Genomic DNA, 17564 nt, shown 5'->3' with positions numbered 1-17564 from the left:
AGGCGCGCAACGCGCCTCTTCTGATTTCTGGCCGCCGATTCCGGCCTGCCGTCGAAGCGAGCCGCAGCACGTGAGCCGCAATATAAAAAGGACAAGCACGATGAATCCGATCCAGTACACCATCGTTCCGAAGAATCCCGCCGCGCATCTGTTCGAAGTGACGCTGACCGTCGCCGAGCCCGATCCGGCCGGGCAGCGCTTCATGCTCCCCGTGTGGATTCCCGGCAGCTACATGATCCGCGAGTTCGCGCGCAACATCGTGACGCTGCAGGCGTTCAACGCGGCGGGCCGCCGGATTGGGATCGAGAAAATCGACAAGCACGCGTGGCAAGTGGCGCCGCACGACGGCCCGATCACGCTGCGCTATGAGGTCTACGGCTGGGACATGTCGGTGCGCGCCGCGCATCTCGACGACACCGTCGGCTTCTTCAATGGCACGAGCGTGTTCCTCGCGGTAGAGGGACAGGCTGATGCGCCATGCTCCGTCGATATCCAGGCGCCGCAGGGCGCGGCGTATCGCAACTGGCGCGTCGCGACGGCGCTCCCGGAGGCGCGCGGCACGAAGCGCTACGGCTTCGGCACGTATCAGGCGCAGAACTACGACGAACTCGCCGATCACCCGGTGACGCTCGGCGAATTCGCGCTCGGCAGCTTCAGCGCGCACGGCGTGAAGCACGACATCGTGATCTCGGGCCGCGTGACCAATCTCGATATGAACCGGCTTGCGGCGGACCTGAAGCGCGTCTGCGAGGCGCAGATCGCGCTGTTCGAGCCGCGCACGAAAAAGGCGCCGGTCGATCGCTATGTGTTCATGACGGTCGCCGTCGCGGATGGTTATGGCGGGCTGGAGCATCGCGCGTCGACGGCGCTGATCTGCAATCGCGGCGATCTGCCGGTGCAGGGCCGCGCCGAGATGACCGACGGCTATCGCACGTATCTCGGCCTGTGCAGCCACGAGTATTTCCATACGTGGAACGTGAAGCGCATCAAGCCGGCGGCGTTCGCGCCGTACGATCTGTCGCAGGAGAATTACACGTCGCTGTTGTGGCTGTTCGAGGGCTTCACGTCCTATTACGACGATCTGATGCTCGTGCGTAGCGGCCTGATCAACGCGGGCGACTATTTCACGCTCGTCGGCAAGACGATCGCCGGTGTGCAGCGCGGCAGCGGCCGGCTGAAGCAGACCGTCGCGGAAAGCTCGTTTGACGCGTGGGTCAAGTATTACCGCGCCGACGAAAACTCGCCGAACGCAATCGTCAGCTATTACCAGAAAGGCTCGCTGATCGCGCTCGCCTTCGATTTGTCGATTCGCGCGCAAACCGCCAACCGCAAGTCGCTCGACGACGTGATGCGCTTGCTCTGGCAACGCTACGGCCGTGATTTCTACAACGGCAAGGCGCGCGGCATCGCGGAATCGGAAGTCGAAGCGCTGTTCGCCGAAGCCACCGGCGCCGATCTGCGGAAGCTCTTTCGCGATGGCGTCCACGGCACGCGTGACCTGCCGCTCGACGCGCTCTTCGAGCCGTTCGGCGTCACGCTCGCAACCGATCTCGCGACGAACGGCACCGCCGGCAAGCCGTCGCTCGGCGCGCGCACGCGCGGCGGCGCGGATTGCACGCTCGCGGTCGTCCACGACGGCGGGGCGGCGCAGAAGGCGGGTTTGTCGGCGGGCGACGTGCTGGTGGCGATCGACGGGCTGCGCGTCACCGGGTCGAATCTCGACGGGCTGCTTTCGCGCTATCTGCCGGGCGCGAAGGTGGAAGTGCACGCGTTCCGACGCGACGAGTTGCGCCGCACGGAGCTGAAACTCGACGCGCCGGAAGTCACGCGCTACACGCTTTCGCCCGTCGACGGACGCGGCCCGGCGAAACAATGGCGCGAGCGCTGGCTGAAGGGATAAAACACGCTAAAGTGGCGGATTGTTCTACCCATGCAACAATCCGTCGCGAGTGCACAGCTTGTTCCGGTCGTCGGAAAAACGAAGAATGCATCCTGTCCCGAGCGCAAACGGCGCCCGAAACCAAACGAAGCACAGGAGCCATCATGACGACCATTCTGCAAATCAATTCCGCTGCACGTTCGCAAGGCGCCCAATCGACGCTGCTCGCCGACGAACTCACCGCAAAACTGCAACAAGCGAATCCCGGCGCGACGACCGTCGTCCGCAACCTGCTCGCCGACAACCTGCCGCACCTCGACGACGCTACGCTCGGCGCCTTCTTCACGCCGGCCGACCAGCGCACCGCCGAGCAAGCCGCGATCAACGCGAAGAGCGAAGCGCTAATCGCAGAACTGCAAGCCGCCGATGTCATCGTGATCGCAGCGCCGCTGTACAACTTCGGCATTTCGTCGCAACTGAAGACGTATTTCGACTGGATCGCCCGCGCCGGGATCACGTTCCAGTACACGGCGAACGGTCCGGAAGGTCTGGTCAAGGGCAAGAAGGTGTACGTGGTGTCGGCGCGCGGCGGCAAGTACGCTGGCACGCCGCACGATTCGCAGACGCCGTACCTCAAGTCGTTCCTCGGCTTCCTTGGCATGACCGACGTGAGCTTCATCTACGCCGAAGGCCTGGCGATGGGTCCGGACGTGGCCGGCGCCGCACTCGCCAGCGCACGTGAAGCGATTGCCGCGGTCTAAGTTGCCGCAGTAGCCGGCCGTAAAAAACCCGCCGGGACTTCGGACCGCGGCGGGTTTTTGCATTTTCAGGCGAGCAGTTGCGGATCGTCGGGGAGCCGCCAGTCGATCGGCGGGCGGCCTTGTTTTTGCAGAAAATCGTTCGCCATCGCGAAGTGGCCGCAGCCGAGAAACCCGCGATGCGCCGACAACGGCGACGGATGGGGCGCCTCCAGCACGCAATGCGCTTTGCCTGTGTCCGCGATCAGCGCGCGTTTCGCCTGCGCGTGCGTGCCCCACAGCATGAAGACGAGGCCGTCGTGGCGCGTTGCGAGTTCGTGGATCAGCGTGTCGGTGCATTGCTCCCAGCCGCGCTTCGCATGGCTACCGGCCTTGTCGCGCTCCACCGTCAGCGAGGTGTTCAGCAGCAGCACGCCTTGCTTCGCCCACGCATCGAGGCAGCCGTGCTTCGGCGGCTCGAAACCGAGACTCGCGTTGATTTCCTTGAAGATATTGCGCAGCGACGGCGGCGGCCGCACCGGCGACGGCACCGAAAACGCCAGTCCGTGAGCCTGCGGCGCGCCGCGATCCTCGCCGTGATACGGGTCCTGACCGAGGATGACGACTTTCACGTCGTCCGGACTCGTCAGACGCAGTGCGCGGAAAACATCGGCGGGATAGACGGTTTTGCCCACCGCGCGCTCCGCATCGACGAAAGCGCACAGCGCCGCGTAGTGCTTGCTCTCGATGAAAGGCTGCAAGTGCTTGCGCCAGGCGGACGGCAGCGCGTCGAACTGGCTTTCCAGCGTGGCCGTGGCCTGGGGAACGTCGAAAAGTGTCGCCTGGTTCATTTCGACGCGTCCGGTTTCCGCTCGCGCAAGCGATATCCGCGCTGCGCCTTGCTTACGTCGTCCGGTTGCAGGTCGGGAAACGCGCCGCGCAATTCGGCGGACAGCGTCGACAACGCGTTCTCGTCGCCGGATTTTAGTTCCAGCTCGACCTCGCTGATCGGAGATTTGCGGGTTTCGCCATCAATTTCGGCGCTCACTTCGCCAAGATCGAGCGCGGCTTCGATCGTGGCGCCTTCGTGCTCGATGGTCCAGTAACGGCGCTCGAAATCCGTGCGGAAGAGGGCGGTCAGCTCGGACGCGGCCTCTTTCAGGGCGCCGCAGGCGTCGTCTTCGCTGCAGGCGGCGAGGATCGCTTCGATTTCGAGCTTTTCACCCGCCACCGGCATTTCCCACTCGTGCCGGCTGTGCAAACCCGCCTTCGATTGCCCGATCGTCTTGTACGTCTGCAGCCACTGATCCGGCGTGCGGCGCAGGCGCAGCGCGCTTTTCGCTTTCGCGAGTCGCAGGTCGGGCGTGTCGAAATAAATGTTCGCGAGCACGATCGTCGTGCCCTGTTCGCCGGTGCGCTCGGTGAAGAAGCGCGCGACGTCGTCGTGCTGCAGCGCCGGCAGCGCCAGCTTGATCTCGCGTTCGATGCTCAAAATGACGGTCCGGAAGCGTTAGAAGAACATGCGGGCGAGTTCGGTGCCCGGATCGTCGGCGCGCATGAACGCTTCGCCGACGAGGAACGTGTGCACGTCCATCGCGCGCAGCCGGTCCACGTCGACGCGGCTCATGATCCCCGATTCGGTCACGACGATGCGGTCGTCCGGAATCGCTTCGAGCATGCCAATGGTTGTCTCGATCGACGTCTCGAACGTGCGCAGGTTGCGATTGTTGATGCCGATGAGCGGCGTCTTCAGCGTGAGCGACTGGTGCAATTCCTCGGCATCATGTACTTCGACGAGCACCGCGAGCCCGAGCGAATGCGCGTAGGCTTCGAGGTCCTGCATCTGCGACAGTTCGAGTGCCGCGGCGATCAGCAGGATGCAGTCGGCGCCCATCGCGCGCGCTTCGAGGATCTGGTACGGATCGATGATGAAGTCCTTGCGCAGCACCGGCACGCTGCACGCGGCACGCGCTTCTTCGAGATACGCCACGCTGCCCTTGAAGAACTGCACGTCCGTCAGCACCGAAAGACACGCGGCGCCGCCTTTTTCATACGAGCGGGCAATGTCGGCGGGGACGAAGTTTTCACGCAGAACACCCTTCGACGGGCTCGCCTTCTTCACTTCCGCGATGATCGCGGGCTTGCCCTCGGCGTGCTTCGCGCGCAACGCGCCGACGAAGTCGCGATGATCGCGCGTGCTCGCTTCCAGCCGCAGCTCTTCCAGCGGCGCGCTCTGCTCGGCGGTGCGGATTTCCTCGCGTTTGACCGCGATGATGCGGTCGAGAATGTCGCTCATGGTCTGAATCCGGTTACTTTGAGAATTGCTGCGTGAAGCGTACGAGTTCGTCGACTTTTTCGCGTGCCGCGCCGCTCGCGATCGCTTCGCGCGCCACCTGCATGCCGTCCGCGATCGATTCGACGATATTCGCCGCATAAAGCGCCGTGCCCGCGTTCAACGTGACGATCTCCCGCGCGACGCCCTGCTTGTTGTTCAGCGCGCCGAGCAACATCGCCTTCGATTCCTGCGCGTCTTCCACCTTCAACGTGCGATTCGACACCATTTGCAGGCCGAAGTCCTCCGGATGAATCTCGTATTCACGGACTTCGCCGTTCACCAGTTCGCCGACTTTCGTCGCCGCGCCGAGCGACACCTCATCCATGCCGTCCTTGCCGTAGACGACGAGCACGTGCTTTGCGCCCAGACGCTGCATCACGCGCACCTGAATGCCGACCAGATCCTCGTGGAACACGCCCTGCAACTGGTTCGGCGCGCCCGCCGGATTGGTCAGCGGGCCGAGAATGTTGAAAATCGTCCGTACCCCCAGTTCGCGGCGCACCGGCGCGATGTTCTTCATCGCCGGATGATGGTTCGGCGCGAACATGAAGCCCATGCCGGTTTCGGCAATCGATGCCGCCACTTGTTCCGGGCTCAGGTCGATATTGACGCCGAGCGCTTCGAGCACGTCCGCGCTGCCCGACTTGCTCGACACGCCGCGGTTGCCGTGCTTCGCGACCTTCGCGCCGGCTGCCGCGCTGACGAACATCGTCGCGGTGGAGATGTTGAAGGTGTGCGAGCCGTCGCCGCCCGTGCCGACGATATCGACGAAATTCGAGTTGTCCTCGACTTCGACGTGGTTCGCGAACTCGCGCATCACGGTCGCGGCGGCGGCGATCTCGCCGATGGTTTCCTTCTTGACGCGCAAGCCGGTGATGATCGCGGCGGCCATGACAGGCGACATCTCGCCGCGCATGATCATGCGCATCAGGTGCAGCATTTCGTCGTGAAAAATCTCGCGATGCTCGATCGTGCGCTGCAACGCTTCTTGCGGAGTGATGGTCATGGTGGATTCGCTCTTCGGGTCGATCTTCACGCGCGTTTGCCTTGCGCCGGGCTTTTCACGAAGTTCTCGAGCAGCGCATGGCCGTGCTCGGACAGGATCGATTCGGGGTGGAATTGCACGCCTTCGACTGCCAGTTCCCTGTGCCGCACGCCCATGATTTCGCCGTCGGGCGTCCACGCGGAAATTTCGAGACAGTCGGGCAGCGACTCGCGCTCGATCGCGAGCGAGTGATAGCGCGTCACCTTGAAATGCTTCGGCAGGTCGGCGAACACGCCCTTGCAGTCGGTTTCGATCTCGCTCACCTTGCCGTGCATGATGGTCTGCGCGCGCACGACGCGTCCTCCGAACGCCTCGCCGATCGCCTGATGGCCCAGGCAGACGCCGAGAATCGGCAGCTTGCCGGAAAATTCGCGCAGCACGTCGAGCGTGATGCCGGCGTGCTGCGGGTTGCTCGGCCCGGGCGAGAGACAAATGCGCTCCGGATTGAGCTTCGCGATGCCGTCGAGGGTGATTTCGTCGTTGCGGTACGTCTGGACGTCTTCGCCGAGTTCGCCGAAGTACTGGACCAGGTTATAGGTGAACGAGTCGTAGTTGTCGATCATCAGCAGCATGGTCTGTCTCCGGTCAGAAATCGCTATCGAGGCCGTCTTGCACTTGCTCGGCGGCGCGCAGCACGGCGCGCGCCTTGTTCTCGGTCTCTTGCCATTCGGATTCGGGGACCGAATCCGCGACGACGCCCGCCGCCGCCTGCACATACAGATTGCCCTTGTGGATGAGGCCGGTGCGAATTGCGATCGCGAGATCCATTTCGCCCGTGAACGACAGATACCCGACGGCGCCGCCGTACAAGCCGCGCTTCACGGGTTCGAGTTCGTCGATGAGTTCCATCGCGCGCACTTTCGGCGCGCCCGAGAGCGTGCCGGCGGGGAAGGTCGCGCGCAGCACGTCGTAGTTTGTCACGCCGGGCTTCAGCTTGCCCTCGACCGAACTCACGATGTGCTGAACGTGCGAATACTTCTCGATGATCATTTTGTCGGTGACGGCGACCGACCCCGTCACCGCGATCCGGCCGACATCGTTGCGCGCCAGATCGATCAGCATTACGTGCTCGGCGATTTCCTTCGGGTCGTTCAGCAGTTCGGTGGCGAGTTCGGCGTCGCGCTCGGGCGTATTGCCGCGCGGCCGCGTGCCGGCGAGCGGGCGAATCGTCACGATGTGATCGTCGGCGCGCTGTTCCTGGCGCACGAGAATCTCCGGCGACGCCCCGACGACATGAAACTCGCCGCCGAAGTTGTAGTAATACATATAGGGCGACGGATTCAGCGACCGCAGCGCGCGATACAGCGAGAGCGGATTGTCGCGGAACGGCTTGATGAGCCGCTGGCCGACTTGCACCTGCATCAGTTCGCCGGCCGCGATGTATTCCTTCGCGCGGCGCACGGCGTTCAGATAATCCTCTTTCTTGAACTCGCGGAAAGTTTCGGTGCGCACGCTCGGCGAGGTGACCGGCGGCTGGACCGTCGCTCGCAACCGCGCGCGCAGTTCGCGCAGACGCTGCTTCGCCTTCGCGTAGGCCTCGGGCGCGGCGGGATCGGCGTAGACGATCAGGTAGAGCTTGCCCGCCAGATTGTCGATGACCGCGACTTCTTCCGTCAGCAGCAACTGGATGTCGGGCAGGCCGAGATCGTCGGTCGGCGCGGAATTCGCGAGTTTCTTCTCGATATAACGCACCGCGTCGTAGCCGAAGTAGCCCGCGAGGCCGCCGCAAAAACGCGGCAGGCCGGGGCGCTGCGCCACTTTGAAGCGTTTCTGGAATTGCTCGATGAACGCGAGCGGATCGCCTTCGTCCGTCTCGACCACCTGGCCGTCCCGCACCACTTCCGACACGCCGTTCTGCGCGCGGACCATCGTGCGCGCGGGCAGCCCGATGAACGAGTAACGCCCGAAGCGCTCCCCGCCGACCACCGATTCCAGCAGGAAAGAGTTGGCGCCGTTGCGTTCGGTCTGAGCGAGCTTGAGATAGAGCGAGAGCGGCGTTTCAAGGTCGGCGAGCGCTTCGGCGATGAGCGGAATGCGATTGAAACCTTCGTTCGCCAGCGATTGGAATTCGAGTTCGGTCATGTTTCGATCCTTTACGTGTCGCGCGTGTTCGATTTATACGCGGCATCGGGCAAAAACTGGGGCGCTGCGGGAGGCTTTTTCCGCACGACGGCGATCTCGCGAGTGGCCGCATTCAGCCGATTGCGTCGTGGCGCAACGCGTTATCGGAAGACGCGCGATGCGACACAAACGCCAGACGCAGCGAATGATGCGGCTCGGGCAACCATCGAGCGAAACTCGACGACGGCCAAGCAAAACAAGCAAATCAGCGGGATCGGCGCGCGGATGCGCAGCGAAACAAAAAACGGTGCTGAAGCGCAGGGCTTCAGCGTACCTCAGGCGAGGTTAGCGCGACCAGCGACGCCAGGGCCAGGCTCCCCGGTCGATGCTGCTCAGACTCCGTTTTTTGTTCAGAAACATGAGGGTGGACTATTCAGTCGGTTCAGGTGTGGGCGGCGCCAGCGTAGCGGCGATCGCCTGTGCTGCGGCGTGCAGCGTGGAAACTATACCATCGGATTTCACTGATTGCACAGCTTTGCCGTGGTTGTAGCCGTAGGGCACGGTGAGCGTCGCCATGCCCGCCGCGCGGCCCGCGAGCGCGTCGTTTTCCGAATCGCCGACCGCGACCGTTTCACGCGGAAGCACGTCGAGCCGCTCGCAAGCGGTCAGCATCGGCAGCGGATCGGGCTTCTTTTGCGCGAGCGAATCGCCGCCGAGCACGACCTTGAAATAGCCGACGAGGCCGAAGTGCGTCAGCAATTCCACCGCGAACCGGTGCGGCTTGTTCGTCACGCAGGCGAGCGAGATGCCGAGATCGCGCATCGCTTCAAGCCCTTCTTTCACTTGCGGAAAGAGCGTGGAGTGCCGGCCGTTGATTTTCGCGTATTCGCTCTGGTAGATGGCGAGCGCGTCGTCGAATTGCGCGGTCGCCTGCGACGGCGAGAAGCGCACGGCGAGCACGCTGCGGATCAGGTTCTCCGACCCCTTGCCCACGTAGCCGACCACTTCTTCGCGCACGGTCGGCGTCGAGCCGATGCGCGCGAGCATCGCATTGAGGGCCGCGACGAAGTCGTCGGCGGTATCGACCATCGTGCCGTCGAGATCGATGATCGCCGCGCGAATCGGCTTGTTTGAAAACGAGGGCAACGCCTCCGCGACTTCGCTCATTGTTTTGCTCCTTCCTTCGCCAGTTCCGCCCGCATTTCGTCGATCACCTTGCGGTAATCGCCTTTGCCGAAAATCGCCGAGCCCGCGACGAAGGTATCGGCGCCGGCCGCCGCGATTTCCGCGATGTTGTCGACTTTCACGCCGCCGTCGATTTCCAGATGGATCTCGCGGCCGGTTCGCTCGCGGTAAGCATCAATCCGCGCGCGCGCCTCGCGCAGCTTGTTGAGCGCCTCGGGAATGAACGACTGCCCGCCGAAGCCCGGATTCACCGACATGATCAGCACCAGATCGACGCGATCCATCACGTGATCGAGATAGTTGAGCGACGTGGCCGGGTTGAACACGAGCCCGGCCTTGCAGCCGTGGTCGCGGATCAGCGAGAGCGACCGGTCGATATGATCCGAACCTTCCGGGTGGAAACTGATCACATTGGCGCCGGCCTTCGCGAAGTCCGGAATGATCCGGTCGACCGGGCGCACCATCAGGTGCACGTCGATCGGCACGTCGACATGTGGGCGGATCGCCTCGCACACCATCGGCCCGATGGTCAGGTTCGGCACGTAATGGTTGTCCATCACGTCGAAGTGGATCCAGTCGGCGCCCGCCGCGACGACGTTGCGGACTTCCTCGCCGAGCTTGGCGAAGTCGGCGGACAGGATGCTGGGAGCGATGCGAAATTGCGTCATGGCGTGGGCCGGTTGCATGCGGGAGGCGTCATTTTAACGCGCTGCGGCGTTTCGGGCGCCTGGCCGAATGGCCGGGTCGGCGCCGAAATCGGCTGCGCCATTGTGTTGCGGCTGCTGGCTGCATCAAGCAGAATGCGTCACCAAGCGGCGCGAGCAGGCAAAACGGCTCGCGTCTGAGCGCCGGCACGAATTGTTGAACTGTTGAATTGGAAAGACGATGAGCCAGTATGAATTCAGCGTATCGGTGCAGACGCGCTACCTGCCCGAACAGTCCGATCCGGATAGCCGCCAGTACGCGTTCGCCTACACGCTGACGATCCGCAACACGGGCGAGGTGGCCGCGCAGTTGATTTCGCGTCACTGGATCATCACCGATAGCGACAACCACGTGCAGGAAGTGAAAGGTCTCGGCGTCGTCGGGCATCAGCCGCTTTTGCCGCCCGGCGAGCAGTTCGAGTACACGAGCTGGGCCGTGATCGCGACGCCGGTCGGCACGATGCGCGGTGAGTATTTCTGCGTCGCGGAGGACGGGGAGCGCTTCGAGGCGCCCGTCGCGGAATTTGCGCTGCACATGCCGCGCACGCTGCACTAAATTTAATCAGCGACGTTTTGCCGAGTCGTTCGCCCGGTTCTTCTTCTTGCCCGACGCGGTCCACGCGACGATAAAGACCAGCAGGAACAGCGCTGCGAGCGACTCGAGCGCAAAAATAAGCATTGGATATTCGTCGAACAGATCTGACATGGCGGTTCTCATCAAGAGCGAACATTGTATGCGTTTCAAGCGGCCGGCCACAGGAGTGGCGGTCTGGGTGGCTTCCCTCGCGACCGCCGTGCTGCTGGCTTCGTGCGGCGGTGGCGGGGCGCTGAAGCCGGGCAGCGGAGCGGCGCCGACGGGCGCGCCTTCCCTGGCCGGGCAGCGTGCGGCGAATCGCCTCACGGCGGTGAGCTGGCAGCAAGTGCCGGGCTGGCAGGACGATTCGCTGATCGGCGCGACGGCCGCGCTGCGTCAGAACTGCAGCCGCGTCGCGCAGCAGCCGACCTGGCGCCGCGCCTGCGCGGCGGCCCAGCGTCTTGACGATCTTGATATGACCGCGGCCCGCGATTTCTTCGAGACCTATTTCACTCCGTTCCAGCTCGCGAATACCGATGGCACGCTCGACGGCCTAGTGACCGGTTACTACGAGCCGCTCTTGCGGGGTGCGCGCACGCGTCACGGGGTTTATCAGTACGCGCTGTATCGCTGGCCGTATCGGTTCAAGCAGGGCGCGGCACTGCCGGTGCGCGCGCAGCTTGAGAACTCGGGCGTGCTGAACGGCAACGAACTCGTCTGGGTCGACGATCCAATCGAAGCGTTCTTCCTGCAGGTGCAAGGCTCGGGACGTGTAGTGATGGAGGACGGCAGCGTGATGCGCGTCGGCTTCGGAGGGACGAACAACCAGCCGTACAAGTCGATCGGCCGTGAATTGCTGGATCGCCGGGAACTGACGCCCGCGCAGGCGACGATGCAGGGTATCAAGGCGTGGGCGAAGGCGAACCCGGCGCGCGTCGATGCATTGCTCGACGTGAATCCGCGCTTCGTGTTTTTCCGCGAGATGCCATCGACGGACATGATGGCCGCAGCCGGAACTGGCGATGGCCCGGTCGGCGCGCTCGGCGTGCCGCTGACGCCCGAACGTTCGATCGCCGTCGATCCGGCGGCGATCCCGCTAGGCACGCCGGTGTTCTTGCAGACGACGCGCCCGCTCAGCAACTCGCCGATGAATCGTCTCGTGTTCGCACAGGACACGGGCAGCGCGATCAAGGGCGGTGTGCGCGCCGACTACTTCTGGGGCCTCGGCGACGATGCCGGAGACCTCGCGGGCCGGATGAAGCAGGGCGGCCGGATGTGGCTGTTGCTGCCGAATTCGTAATTGCGACGAGCTGCGATTCGCGAAATGCATTGCGAATCGCAGCAGCAGCGAACACTCGCTACGCCAGATTCCGGCGATCCACCACCCGCCGCGCTTTCCCCACCGAACGCTCGATCCCGTTCACACCGAGCACGTTCACTATGGCGCTCACGCCGATCAGCGCCTTGATGTCATACGCGAGCGCGCCTTTAGCGCTTTCGAGCGCGGCCTGATCCGGCGCCGATTCCGGGCACGGCTCGACATTGAGCGTCATCACGTCGAGCGGCCCTTCCTTCGTCAGCACGATCTGATAGTGCGGCGCGAGTACGTGGCGCTTGAGCAGCAGTTCCTCGATCTGCGTCGGGAAAACGTTCACGCCGCGGATGATCATCATGTCGTCCGAACGTCCGGTGATCTTTTCCATGCGGCGCATCGTGCGCGCGGTGCCGGGCAGAAGCCGCGTGAGATCGCGCGTGCGATACCGGATGATCGGGAGCGCCTCTTTCGTCAACGATGTAAACACGAGTTCGCCGAATTCGCCGTCCGCGACGGGTTCGCCCGTAATCGGATCGATGATTTCAGGATAGAAGTGGTCTTCCCAGATCGTCGGGCCGTCCTTGGTTTCCGCGCATTCCGACGCCACGCCCGGGCCGATCACTTCCGACAAACCATAAATATCGACGGCATCGATGCCCATGCGCTTTTCGATCGCCGAGCGCATGTCGTTGGTCCACGGCTCCGCGCCGAAGATGCCGATGCGCAGCGACGTGCTCGCCGGGTCGATGCCCTGGCGCTCCAGTTCGTCGGCGATCGACAGCATATAGCTCGGCGTGACCATGATGATGTCGGGCCGGAAATCCTGGATGAGCTGGACCTGCTTTTCAGTCTGCCCGCCCCCGAACGGAATCACGGTCAGTCCGGCCCGCTCCGCGCCGTAATGTGCGCCAAGGCCGCCGGTGAAGAGCCCGTAGCCGTAGCTGATGTGTACTTTGTCGCCGCGCCGGGCGCCCGCTGCGCGAATCGACCGGGCGACGAGATTCGCCCACGTATCGATGTCCTTCGCCGTATAGCCGACGACGGTCGGCTTCCCCGTCGTCCCGGACGAAGCGTGAATCCGCGAAATCTGGTCCTGCGGCACGGCGAACATGCCGAACGGATAGTTGTCGCGCAGGTCCTTCTTGGTCGTGAACGGGAAGCGTGCAAGATCGGCGAGCGACTTGACGTCGTCCGGGTGGACGCCGGCCTCGTCGAACTTGCGCCGATACACCGGCGAATTTTGATACGCATGGTTCAGCGACCATTTCAGGCGTTCTAGTTGAAGCGCGGCGAGTTCGTCGCGGCTCGCCTTTTCAATCGGCTCGAGCGGCAGCGGGGTGGTCATGGGGTGTCTCCTTCAGGTCGTTTAATGCACAACTGCTTGCGTGGGCGCTTACAGGCATGCCCAGAATCGGCGTCAGACGGGCAGCAACGTGCCCTTGATCTGCGCCGACTTGCCACGAAACATCGCGACAGTCTCGCCTTCGCGATTCGTCACGCGGATGTCGTAGATACCGGTGCGGCCATTGAGCGTCTGCTCGATGCCTTCCGCCGTCAGGCGGTCGCCGCCTTTGACGGCGCGCAGAAACTCGATCGAACAGCCGGCCGCGACCGTGTTGATGTTGTACGAGTTGCAGGCGAACGCGAATGTCGAATCGGCGAGCGTGAAGATGAGGCCGCCGTGGCAAATGTCGTGGCCGTTCAGGAAATCCGGGCGCACGTTCATGCAGAGGCGCGCGTAGCCCGGGCGCACTTCGAGCAGTTCGATGCCGAGCCCGCGAGTGCAGGCATCGGCTTCGTACATGGTTTTGGCGGTCGCTTCGGCGAGTTGTTGCGGCGTCACAGATGTCCTCCGGTGATTTACAGGCCTTCAAAACGCGGCGCACGCTTTTCCTTGAACGCCGCGACGCCCTCGGCATAGTCGTGCGATGCGCCGAGGTCGCGCTGCCAGTCGCGTTCGAGATCCAGTTGCTGATCGAGCGTGTTGTTGGCGCTCGCGCGAATCGCGTGCTTGATCGCGGCGACCGCGCTGGCCGGGTGCTGCGCCAGTTGCGCGGCGAGCTGCGCTGCCGTTTGCTGCAAATCCTGATCGTCGACCACGCGCCAGACGATGCCCCACGCCTCGGCCCTCTCGGCGCTCAGCTTTTCACCCGTGAGCGCCAGCCCGAGCGCGCGCGCCTCGCCGACGCGTCGCGGCAACAGCCAGGTGCCGCCCGAATCCGGCACGAGCCCGATTTTCACGAACGCCTGGATGAAGCTCGCCGAGCGCCCCGCGACGATCAGATCGCACGCCATCGCCAGATTGGCGCCCGCGCCCGCCGCTGTCCCGTTGACGGCGGCGATCACCGGCAGCGACATCGCCTGCAGTCGCCGCACAAGCGGATTGAAGAATTCGTCGATCAGGTCGCCGAGGTCGGTCATCGAATCCGGCGTGAAATCGAGATCCGCCAGATCCTGCCCTGCGCAAAAGCCGCGTCCCGCACCCGTAATGACGAGCGCGCGCGCGTTGCTCGCTTCGATTTCCGTGAGCGCGTGGCTCAGTTCGCCGTGCATCGCGCGCGTGAAGCTGTTGAGCTTGTCCGGCCGATTGAGCGTGAGCGTCGCGACGCGCGAATCGCCGTCGATGTGAAAAAGGATTGATTTTTCGGACATGGTGTCTCCTCCAGTCTACGAACCCGATGCAAAAGCCAGTGGATCGATACTATCCGCGACCCCTGGCACTTTCCATTCGGCCAGATGGCATAAGCCATCTGGCGTGCATCGGGCCTATGCCTTCTGGCCGACTTCCGCGGGCACGGCCTTCGGCGCAACATGCACCCTGCTCTGAACGACGCGGAAGCGATTCGCGACGAAAGCGGCATCGGCGAGTGCGGCGTTCGCCGCCGGGTTCGCGCCCGTGCCGTGGAAATCCGAGAACGCGGCCGACTGGTTGATGAACACGCCGCCCGTCAGGTTGATCGAGAGCGCGACGCCGCCGCGGATTGCCGCTTCGTGCGCGGCGTCGATCACTGCGTCGTCGGTGCTGTAGACGGAAAGCGTGAGCGCGCCGTGCTCGGCGGCGATCGAGCCGGCGAGTTCGAGCGATTGCGCGGTCGAGTCGGTCGCGATCACAAAGGAAATCGGTCCGAACCATTCTTTCGTGAACTTGGACGAATCCGTGCGAGCGTCGAGTTTCAGCACCAGCGGGGACTGAACGCGGGCGTCGGCGAAGGTGGGATGCGCGAGCGTCTGGCTATCGGCGAGCACTTCACCCAGCTTGCGCGCCTCATCGATGCGTTGGAGCACGCCGTCGTTTTGAATCGCGCCAGTGAGTTCGACGGCACGCGCCGGATCGGACACGAGCTTTTCGACCGCGCCCGCGAGCGTTTTCGCGACGTCGTCGAAGCTGAGTTGGCCTTCGCTCGTGCGAATGCCGTCGCGCGGCACGTAGATGTTTTGCGGCGCCGTGCACATTTGGCCGGAGTACAGCGCGAGCGAAAACGCGATATTGCGGGCGGCTGCTTTGAGATCATCGACGGAATCGATGACGATCTGGTTCACGCCGGCCTTCTCTGTATACACCTGCGCCTGATGCGCATTGCGCTCGAGCCAGGTGCCGTTCTGCGTGCTGCCGGTGAAGTCGATCAGCTTGATTTCCGGGCGCAGCGCGAGGTCCTGAACAAGCGGTCCATCGTTCGGCTCGGTTGCGAGCAAGGTCACGACGTTCGGATCGAAGCCGGCTTCGCGCAAGACGTCGCGGGCGATGCGCACCGTGATCGCGAGCGGCAGGATCGCGCCGGGATGCGGCTTGACGATGACCGCGTTGCCGGTCGCGAGATCGGCGAAGAGGCCGGGATAGCCGTTCCACGTCGGGAAAGTGCAGCAGCCGAGCACGAGGCCTGTGCCGCGCGGGACGACGGTGAAGCGCTTTTGCATCGCGAGCGGCGGGTTCTTGCCCTGCGGCTTTTCCCAGTGCGCTTCGGCCGGAATGCGGCGGAGTTGGTCCCACGCGTAGACGACAGCTTCCAGCGCGCGGTCCTGCGCGTGCGGACCGCCCGCCTGGAACGCCATCATGAACGCCTGACCGGTGGTGTGCATCACGCTGTACCCGATCTCGAAGCTCGCACGATTGATACGCGACAGAATTTCGAGACTGACGCCGACCCAGGCCTGCGGGCCGGCCGCGCGCCACTCCTTTTGCGCTGCGCCGGAAGCGGCGAGGAGCGCGTCGAGATCGGCCTTCGGATAGCGGATGTCGAGCGGGATGCCGAACGGCGACTTCTCGCTGCCGACCCACTCGCCGGTCGACGGCTGGTCGAGTTCGAACGTGCGGTTGAGGTGGCTTTTGAACGCTGCTTCGCCGTCTGCGTTCGCGGTTTCCCCGTACACTTTGGGGCTCGGCATTTCGGCAAACGGGCTCCAATAGCCGCGCGTTTCGATGGCTGTGAGCGCTTTGTCGAGCGTCGCTTCGTGCTTCGTGAATAGCGGATGTGTCATCGTCGGAATGGAAAGGTGAGAGGCGGGCCGGCCCATTAATTAACCGACCGGTTGGTTTGGCAATGTTAGCATTATCGAGACGGGCGCGAAAAGCGCTTTTTTCGATATGAATCCACGACGGACTTACATAGGAGGAATGGATGGCTTATGAGAATCTCTTGACCGAAGTGCGTGGCCGCGTTGGCGTGATCACTTTGAACCGGCCGAAGGCGCTTAACGCGCTGAATGACGCGTTGATGGACGAACTTGGCACCGCGCTTAAACACTTCGATGCCGACGACGACATCGGCGCGATCGTCCTGACAGGTAGCGAGAAGGCGTTCGCGGCGGGCGCGGACATCGGGATGATGGCGGGCTACTCCTATATGGATGTCTACAAGGGCGACTACATCACGCGCAACTGGGAGACCATCCGCTCGATCCGCAAGCCGATCATTGCGGCGGTCGCCGGCTTCGCGCTCGGTGGCGGCTGCGAGTTGGCGATGATGTGCGACATCGTCATCGCCGCCGACACCGCGAAGTTCGGGCAACCCGAGATCAAGCTCGGCGTTATTCCGGGCGCAGGTGGCACGCAGCGGCTGCCGCGGGCCGTATCGAAGGCGAAGGCGATGGACCTGTGCCTGACCGCCCGCTTCATGAACGCTGACGAAGCGGAGCGCGCGGGCCTGGTGTCGCGCGTCGTCCCCGCCGAACGCTTCCTGGAAGAAGCCATCGACGCCGCGACGATCATCGCTGGGTTTTCGCTGCCTGCCGTGATGATGGCGAAAGAGGCCGTGAATCGCGCCTATGAAACCACGCTGTCCGAGGGCGTTCACTTCGAACGCCGACTATTTCATTCGCTCTTCGCAACCGAAGATCAAAAAGAAGGAATGGCTGCGTTCGTAGAGAAACGGAAGCCGGACTTCAAGCATCGTTAATTTCTTTGAAAAACCGCTTGCGAAACGCGTAGGCGGGCACTAGAATTCCGTTCCTTCGCAGCTCACTGGGCGGCGAAGGGAGCGGGAAGGAGGGGTGGGTGCTTAAGTCGGAGAGCCTTGCTGGATGGGTGCTACGACGCGCTCGACAGGTTGGGTGGTTAAAAAAACCGGTTGACGAGTCACAAAACGTTCTTCATAATCTCGTTTCTCTGCTGCTGATGCAGCGACGCAGAACGAAGCGCTGAAGGTTGGGTGCGGGTTCTCGCGAATGTTCTTTAAAAACTAACAGCCGATAAGTGTGGGCGCTTGATGGCGACGCGGCTTCCAGGTTTTCGG

At 63.5% G+C, this 17564-nt stretch carries 17 protein-coding genes; 5 read left to right on the top strand and 12 right to left on the bottom strand.

The annotated features are described in order from the left end of the window. Positions 1-100 precede the first annotated feature (100 nt). Together AWB65_RS26560 and AWB65_RS26555 are read left to right on the top strand one after the other, a co-directional pair. Complete coding sequence (locus tag AWB65_RS26560; protein WP_087670000.1) at positions 101-1900, top strand: M61 family metallopeptidase; 1800 nt, start codon at positions 101-103, stop codon at positions 1898-1900. 143 nt (positions 1901-2043) lie between these two features. Then, positions 2044-2640, top strand: coding sequence for an FMN-dependent NADH-azoreductase (locus AWB65_RS26555; protein ID WP_087669999.1), 597 nt, complete (start codon positions 2044-2046; stop codon positions 2638-2640). Positions 2641-2705: 65 nt separating this feature from the next. On the opposite strand, the gene AWB65_RS26550 is transcribed toward AWB65_RS26555, so the two are convergent. The 8 genes from AWB65_RS26550 to rpe all read right to left on the bottom strand — a co-directional run bounded on the left by AWB65_RS26550 (position 2706) and on the right by rpe (position 9910). Further along, a complete protein-coding gene (locus AWB65_RS26550; protein WP_087669998.1) occupies positions 2706-3467 on the bottom strand; it encodes a uracil-DNA glycosylase in 762 nt (253 codons plus the stop codon). Then, positions 3464-4108, bottom strand: coding sequence for a CYTH domain-containing protein (locus AWB65_RS26545; protein ID WP_087669997.1), 645 nt, complete (start codon positions 4106-4108; stop codon positions 3464-3466). The genes AWB65_RS26550 and AWB65_RS26545 overlap by 4 nt, the downstream gene beginning before the upstream one ends. An 18-nt stretch (positions 4109-4126) precedes the next feature. Further along, positions 4127-4912: an indole-3-glycerol phosphate synthase TrpC gene (trpC, locus tag AWB65_RS26540; RefSeq protein WP_087669996.1), complete on the bottom strand. Its 786-nt coding sequence runs from the start codon at positions 4910-4912 to the stop codon at positions 4127-4129. Positions 4913-4925: 13 nt separating this feature from the next. After that, positions 4926-5957: an anthranilate phosphoribosyltransferase gene (gene trpD / locus AWB65_RS26535; RefSeq protein ID WP_087670029.1), complete on the bottom strand. Its 1032-nt coding sequence runs from the start codon at positions 5955-5957 to the stop codon at positions 4926-4928. A gap of 26 nt (positions 5958-5983) precedes the next feature. Continuing rightward, positions 5984-6568 carry an aminodeoxychorismate/anthranilate synthase component II gene (locus tag AWB65_RS26530; protein WP_087669995.1) on the bottom strand — a complete coding sequence of 195 codons (585 nt, stop codon included), beginning with the start codon at positions 6566-6568 and terminating at the stop codon, positions 5984-5986. A gap of 13 nt (positions 6569-6581) precedes the next feature. Further along, complete coding sequence (trpE, locus tag AWB65_RS26525; RefSeq protein WP_087669994.1) at positions 6582-8078, bottom strand: anthranilate synthase component I; 1497 nt, start codon at positions 8076-8078, stop codon at positions 6582-6584. 408 nt (positions 8079-8486) lie between these two features. Next, positions 8487-9224 carry a phosphoglycolate phosphatase gene (locus AWB65_RS26520; protein ID WP_087669993.1) on the bottom strand — a complete coding sequence of 246 codons (738 nt, stop codon included), beginning with the start codon at positions 9222-9224 and terminating at the stop codon, positions 8487-8489. Further along, complete coding sequence (gene rpe, locus AWB65_RS26515) at positions 9221-9910, bottom strand: ribulose-phosphate 3-epimerase (protein WP_087659454.1); 690 nt, start codon at positions 9908-9910, stop codon at positions 9221-9223. The genes AWB65_RS26520 and rpe overlap by 4 nt, the downstream gene beginning before the upstream one ends. A 217-nt stretch (positions 9911-10127) precedes the next feature. Between rpe and apaG the strand changes: the two genes are divergently transcribed. Both apaG and mltA read left to right on the top strand, forming a co-directional pair. Then, positions 10128-10502, top strand: a complete 375-nt coding sequence (gene apaG, locus AWB65_RS26510; protein ID WP_087669992.1) for a Co2+/Mg2+ efflux facilitator ApaG/CorD — start codon at positions 10128-10130, stop codon at positions 10500-10502. A gap of 70 nt (positions 10503-10572) precedes the next feature. Continuing rightward, entirely contained in the window at positions 10573-11820 is a 1248-nt protein-coding gene (gene mltA / locus AWB65_RS26505) for a murein transglycosylase A (RefSeq protein WP_200821805.1), read from the top strand. A 58-nt stretch (positions 11821-11878) separates the two neighbouring features. On the opposite strand, the gene paaK is transcribed toward mltA, so the two are convergent. From paaK to paaN, 4 genes are all read right to left on the bottom strand, one after another. Further along, a complete protein-coding gene (paaK, locus tag AWB65_RS26500) occupies positions 11879-13180 on the bottom strand; it encodes a phenylacetate--CoA ligase PaaK (RefSeq protein WP_087669990.1) in 1302 nt (433 codons plus the stop codon). Positions 13181-13252: 72 nt separating this feature from the next. Beyond that, complete coding sequence (gene paaI / locus AWB65_RS26495; protein ID WP_125474208.1) at positions 13253-13639, bottom strand: hydroxyphenylacetyl-CoA thioesterase PaaI; 387 nt, start codon at positions 13637-13639, stop codon at positions 13253-13255. Positions 13640-13695: 56 nt separating this feature from the next. Beyond that, positions 13696-14487 carry a 2-(1,2-epoxy-1,2-dihydrophenyl)acetyl-CoA isomerase PaaG gene (gene paaG / locus AWB65_RS26490; RefSeq protein ID WP_087669989.1) on the bottom strand — a complete coding sequence of 264 codons (792 nt, stop codon included), beginning with the start codon at positions 14485-14487 and terminating at the stop codon, positions 13696-13698. Positions 14488-14601: 114 nt separating this feature from the next. Beyond that, entirely contained in the window at positions 14602-16311 is a 1710-nt protein-coding gene (gene paaN, locus AWB65_RS26485; RefSeq protein WP_087669988.1) for a phenylacetic acid degradation protein PaaN, read from the bottom strand. Between the two features lie 140 nt (positions 16312-16451). Between paaN and AWB65_RS26480 the strand changes: the two genes are divergently transcribed. Then, positions 16452-17228 carry an enoyl-CoA hydratase gene (locus tag AWB65_RS26480; RefSeq protein WP_087669987.1) on the top strand — a complete coding sequence of 259 codons (777 nt, stop codon included), beginning with the start codon at positions 16452-16454 and terminating at the stop codon, positions 17226-17228. Positions 17229-17564 lie beyond the last annotated feature (336 nt).

Origin of the sequence: Caballeronia humi, assembly GCF_001544475.1 — a bacterium.
Lineage (GTDB): Bacteria > Pseudomonadota > Gammaproteobacteria > Burkholderiales > Burkholderiaceae > Caballeronia > Caballeronia humi.
Note: the sequence above shows the minus strand (reverse complement) of the source record. Positions and strands in the feature narration are given on the sequence as shown.

Coding starts and splice junctions, on each gene's coding strand:
- trpE (WP_087669994.1), bottom strand. CDS start 8,078: ATGACCGAACTCGAATTCCAATCGCTGGCGAACGAAGGTTTCAATCGC.
- AWB65_RS26480 (WP_087669987.1), top strand. CDS start 16,452: ATGGCTTATGAGAATCTCTTGACCGAAGTGCGTGGCCGCGTTGGCGTG.
- trpC (WP_087669996.1), bottom strand. CDS start 4,912: ATGAGCGACATTCTCGACCGCATCATCGCGGTCAAACGCGAGGAAATC.
- paaK (WP_087669990.1), bottom strand. CDS start 13,180: ATGACCACCCCGCTGCCGCTCGAGCCGATTGAAAAGGCGAGCCGCGAC.
- paaN (WP_087669988.1), bottom strand. CDS start 16,311: ATGACACATCCGCTATTCACGAAGCACGAAGCGACGCTCGACAAAGCG.
- AWB65_RS26530 (WP_087669995.1), bottom strand. CDS start 6,568: ATGCTGCTGATGATCGACAACTACGACTCGTTCACCTATAACCTGGTC.
- AWB65_RS26560 (WP_087670000.1), top strand. CDS start 101: ATGAATCCGATCCAGTACACCATCGTTCCGAAGAATCCCGCCGCGCAT.
- AWB65_RS26555 (WP_087669999.1), top strand. CDS start 2,044: ATGACGACCATTCTGCAAATCAATTCCGCTGCACGTTCGCAAGGCGCC.
- trpD (WP_087670029.1), bottom strand. CDS start 5,957: ATGACCATCACTCCGCAAGAAGCGTTGCAGCGCACGATCGAGCATCGC.
- paaG (WP_087669989.1), bottom strand. CDS start 14,487: ATGTCCGAAAAATCAATCCTTTTTCACATCGACGGCGATTCGCGCGTC.
- rpe (WP_087659454.1), bottom strand. CDS start 9,910: ATGACGCAATTTCGCATCGCTCCCAGCATCCTGTCCGCCGACTTCGCC.
- AWB65_RS26520 (WP_087669993.1), bottom strand. CDS start 9,224: ATGAGCGAAGTCGCGGAGGCGTTGCCCTCGTTTTCAAACAAGCCGATT.
- paaI (WP_125474208.1), bottom strand. CDS start 13,639: ATGTACGAAGCCGATGCCTGCACTCGCGGGCTCGGCATCGAACTGCTC.
- apaG (WP_087669992.1), top strand. CDS start 10,128: ATGAGCCAGTATGAATTCAGCGTATCGGTGCAGACGCGCTACCTGCCC.
- AWB65_RS26550 (WP_087669998.1), bottom strand. CDS start 3,467: ATGAACCAGGCGACACTTTTCGACGTTCCCCAGGCCACGGCCACGCTG.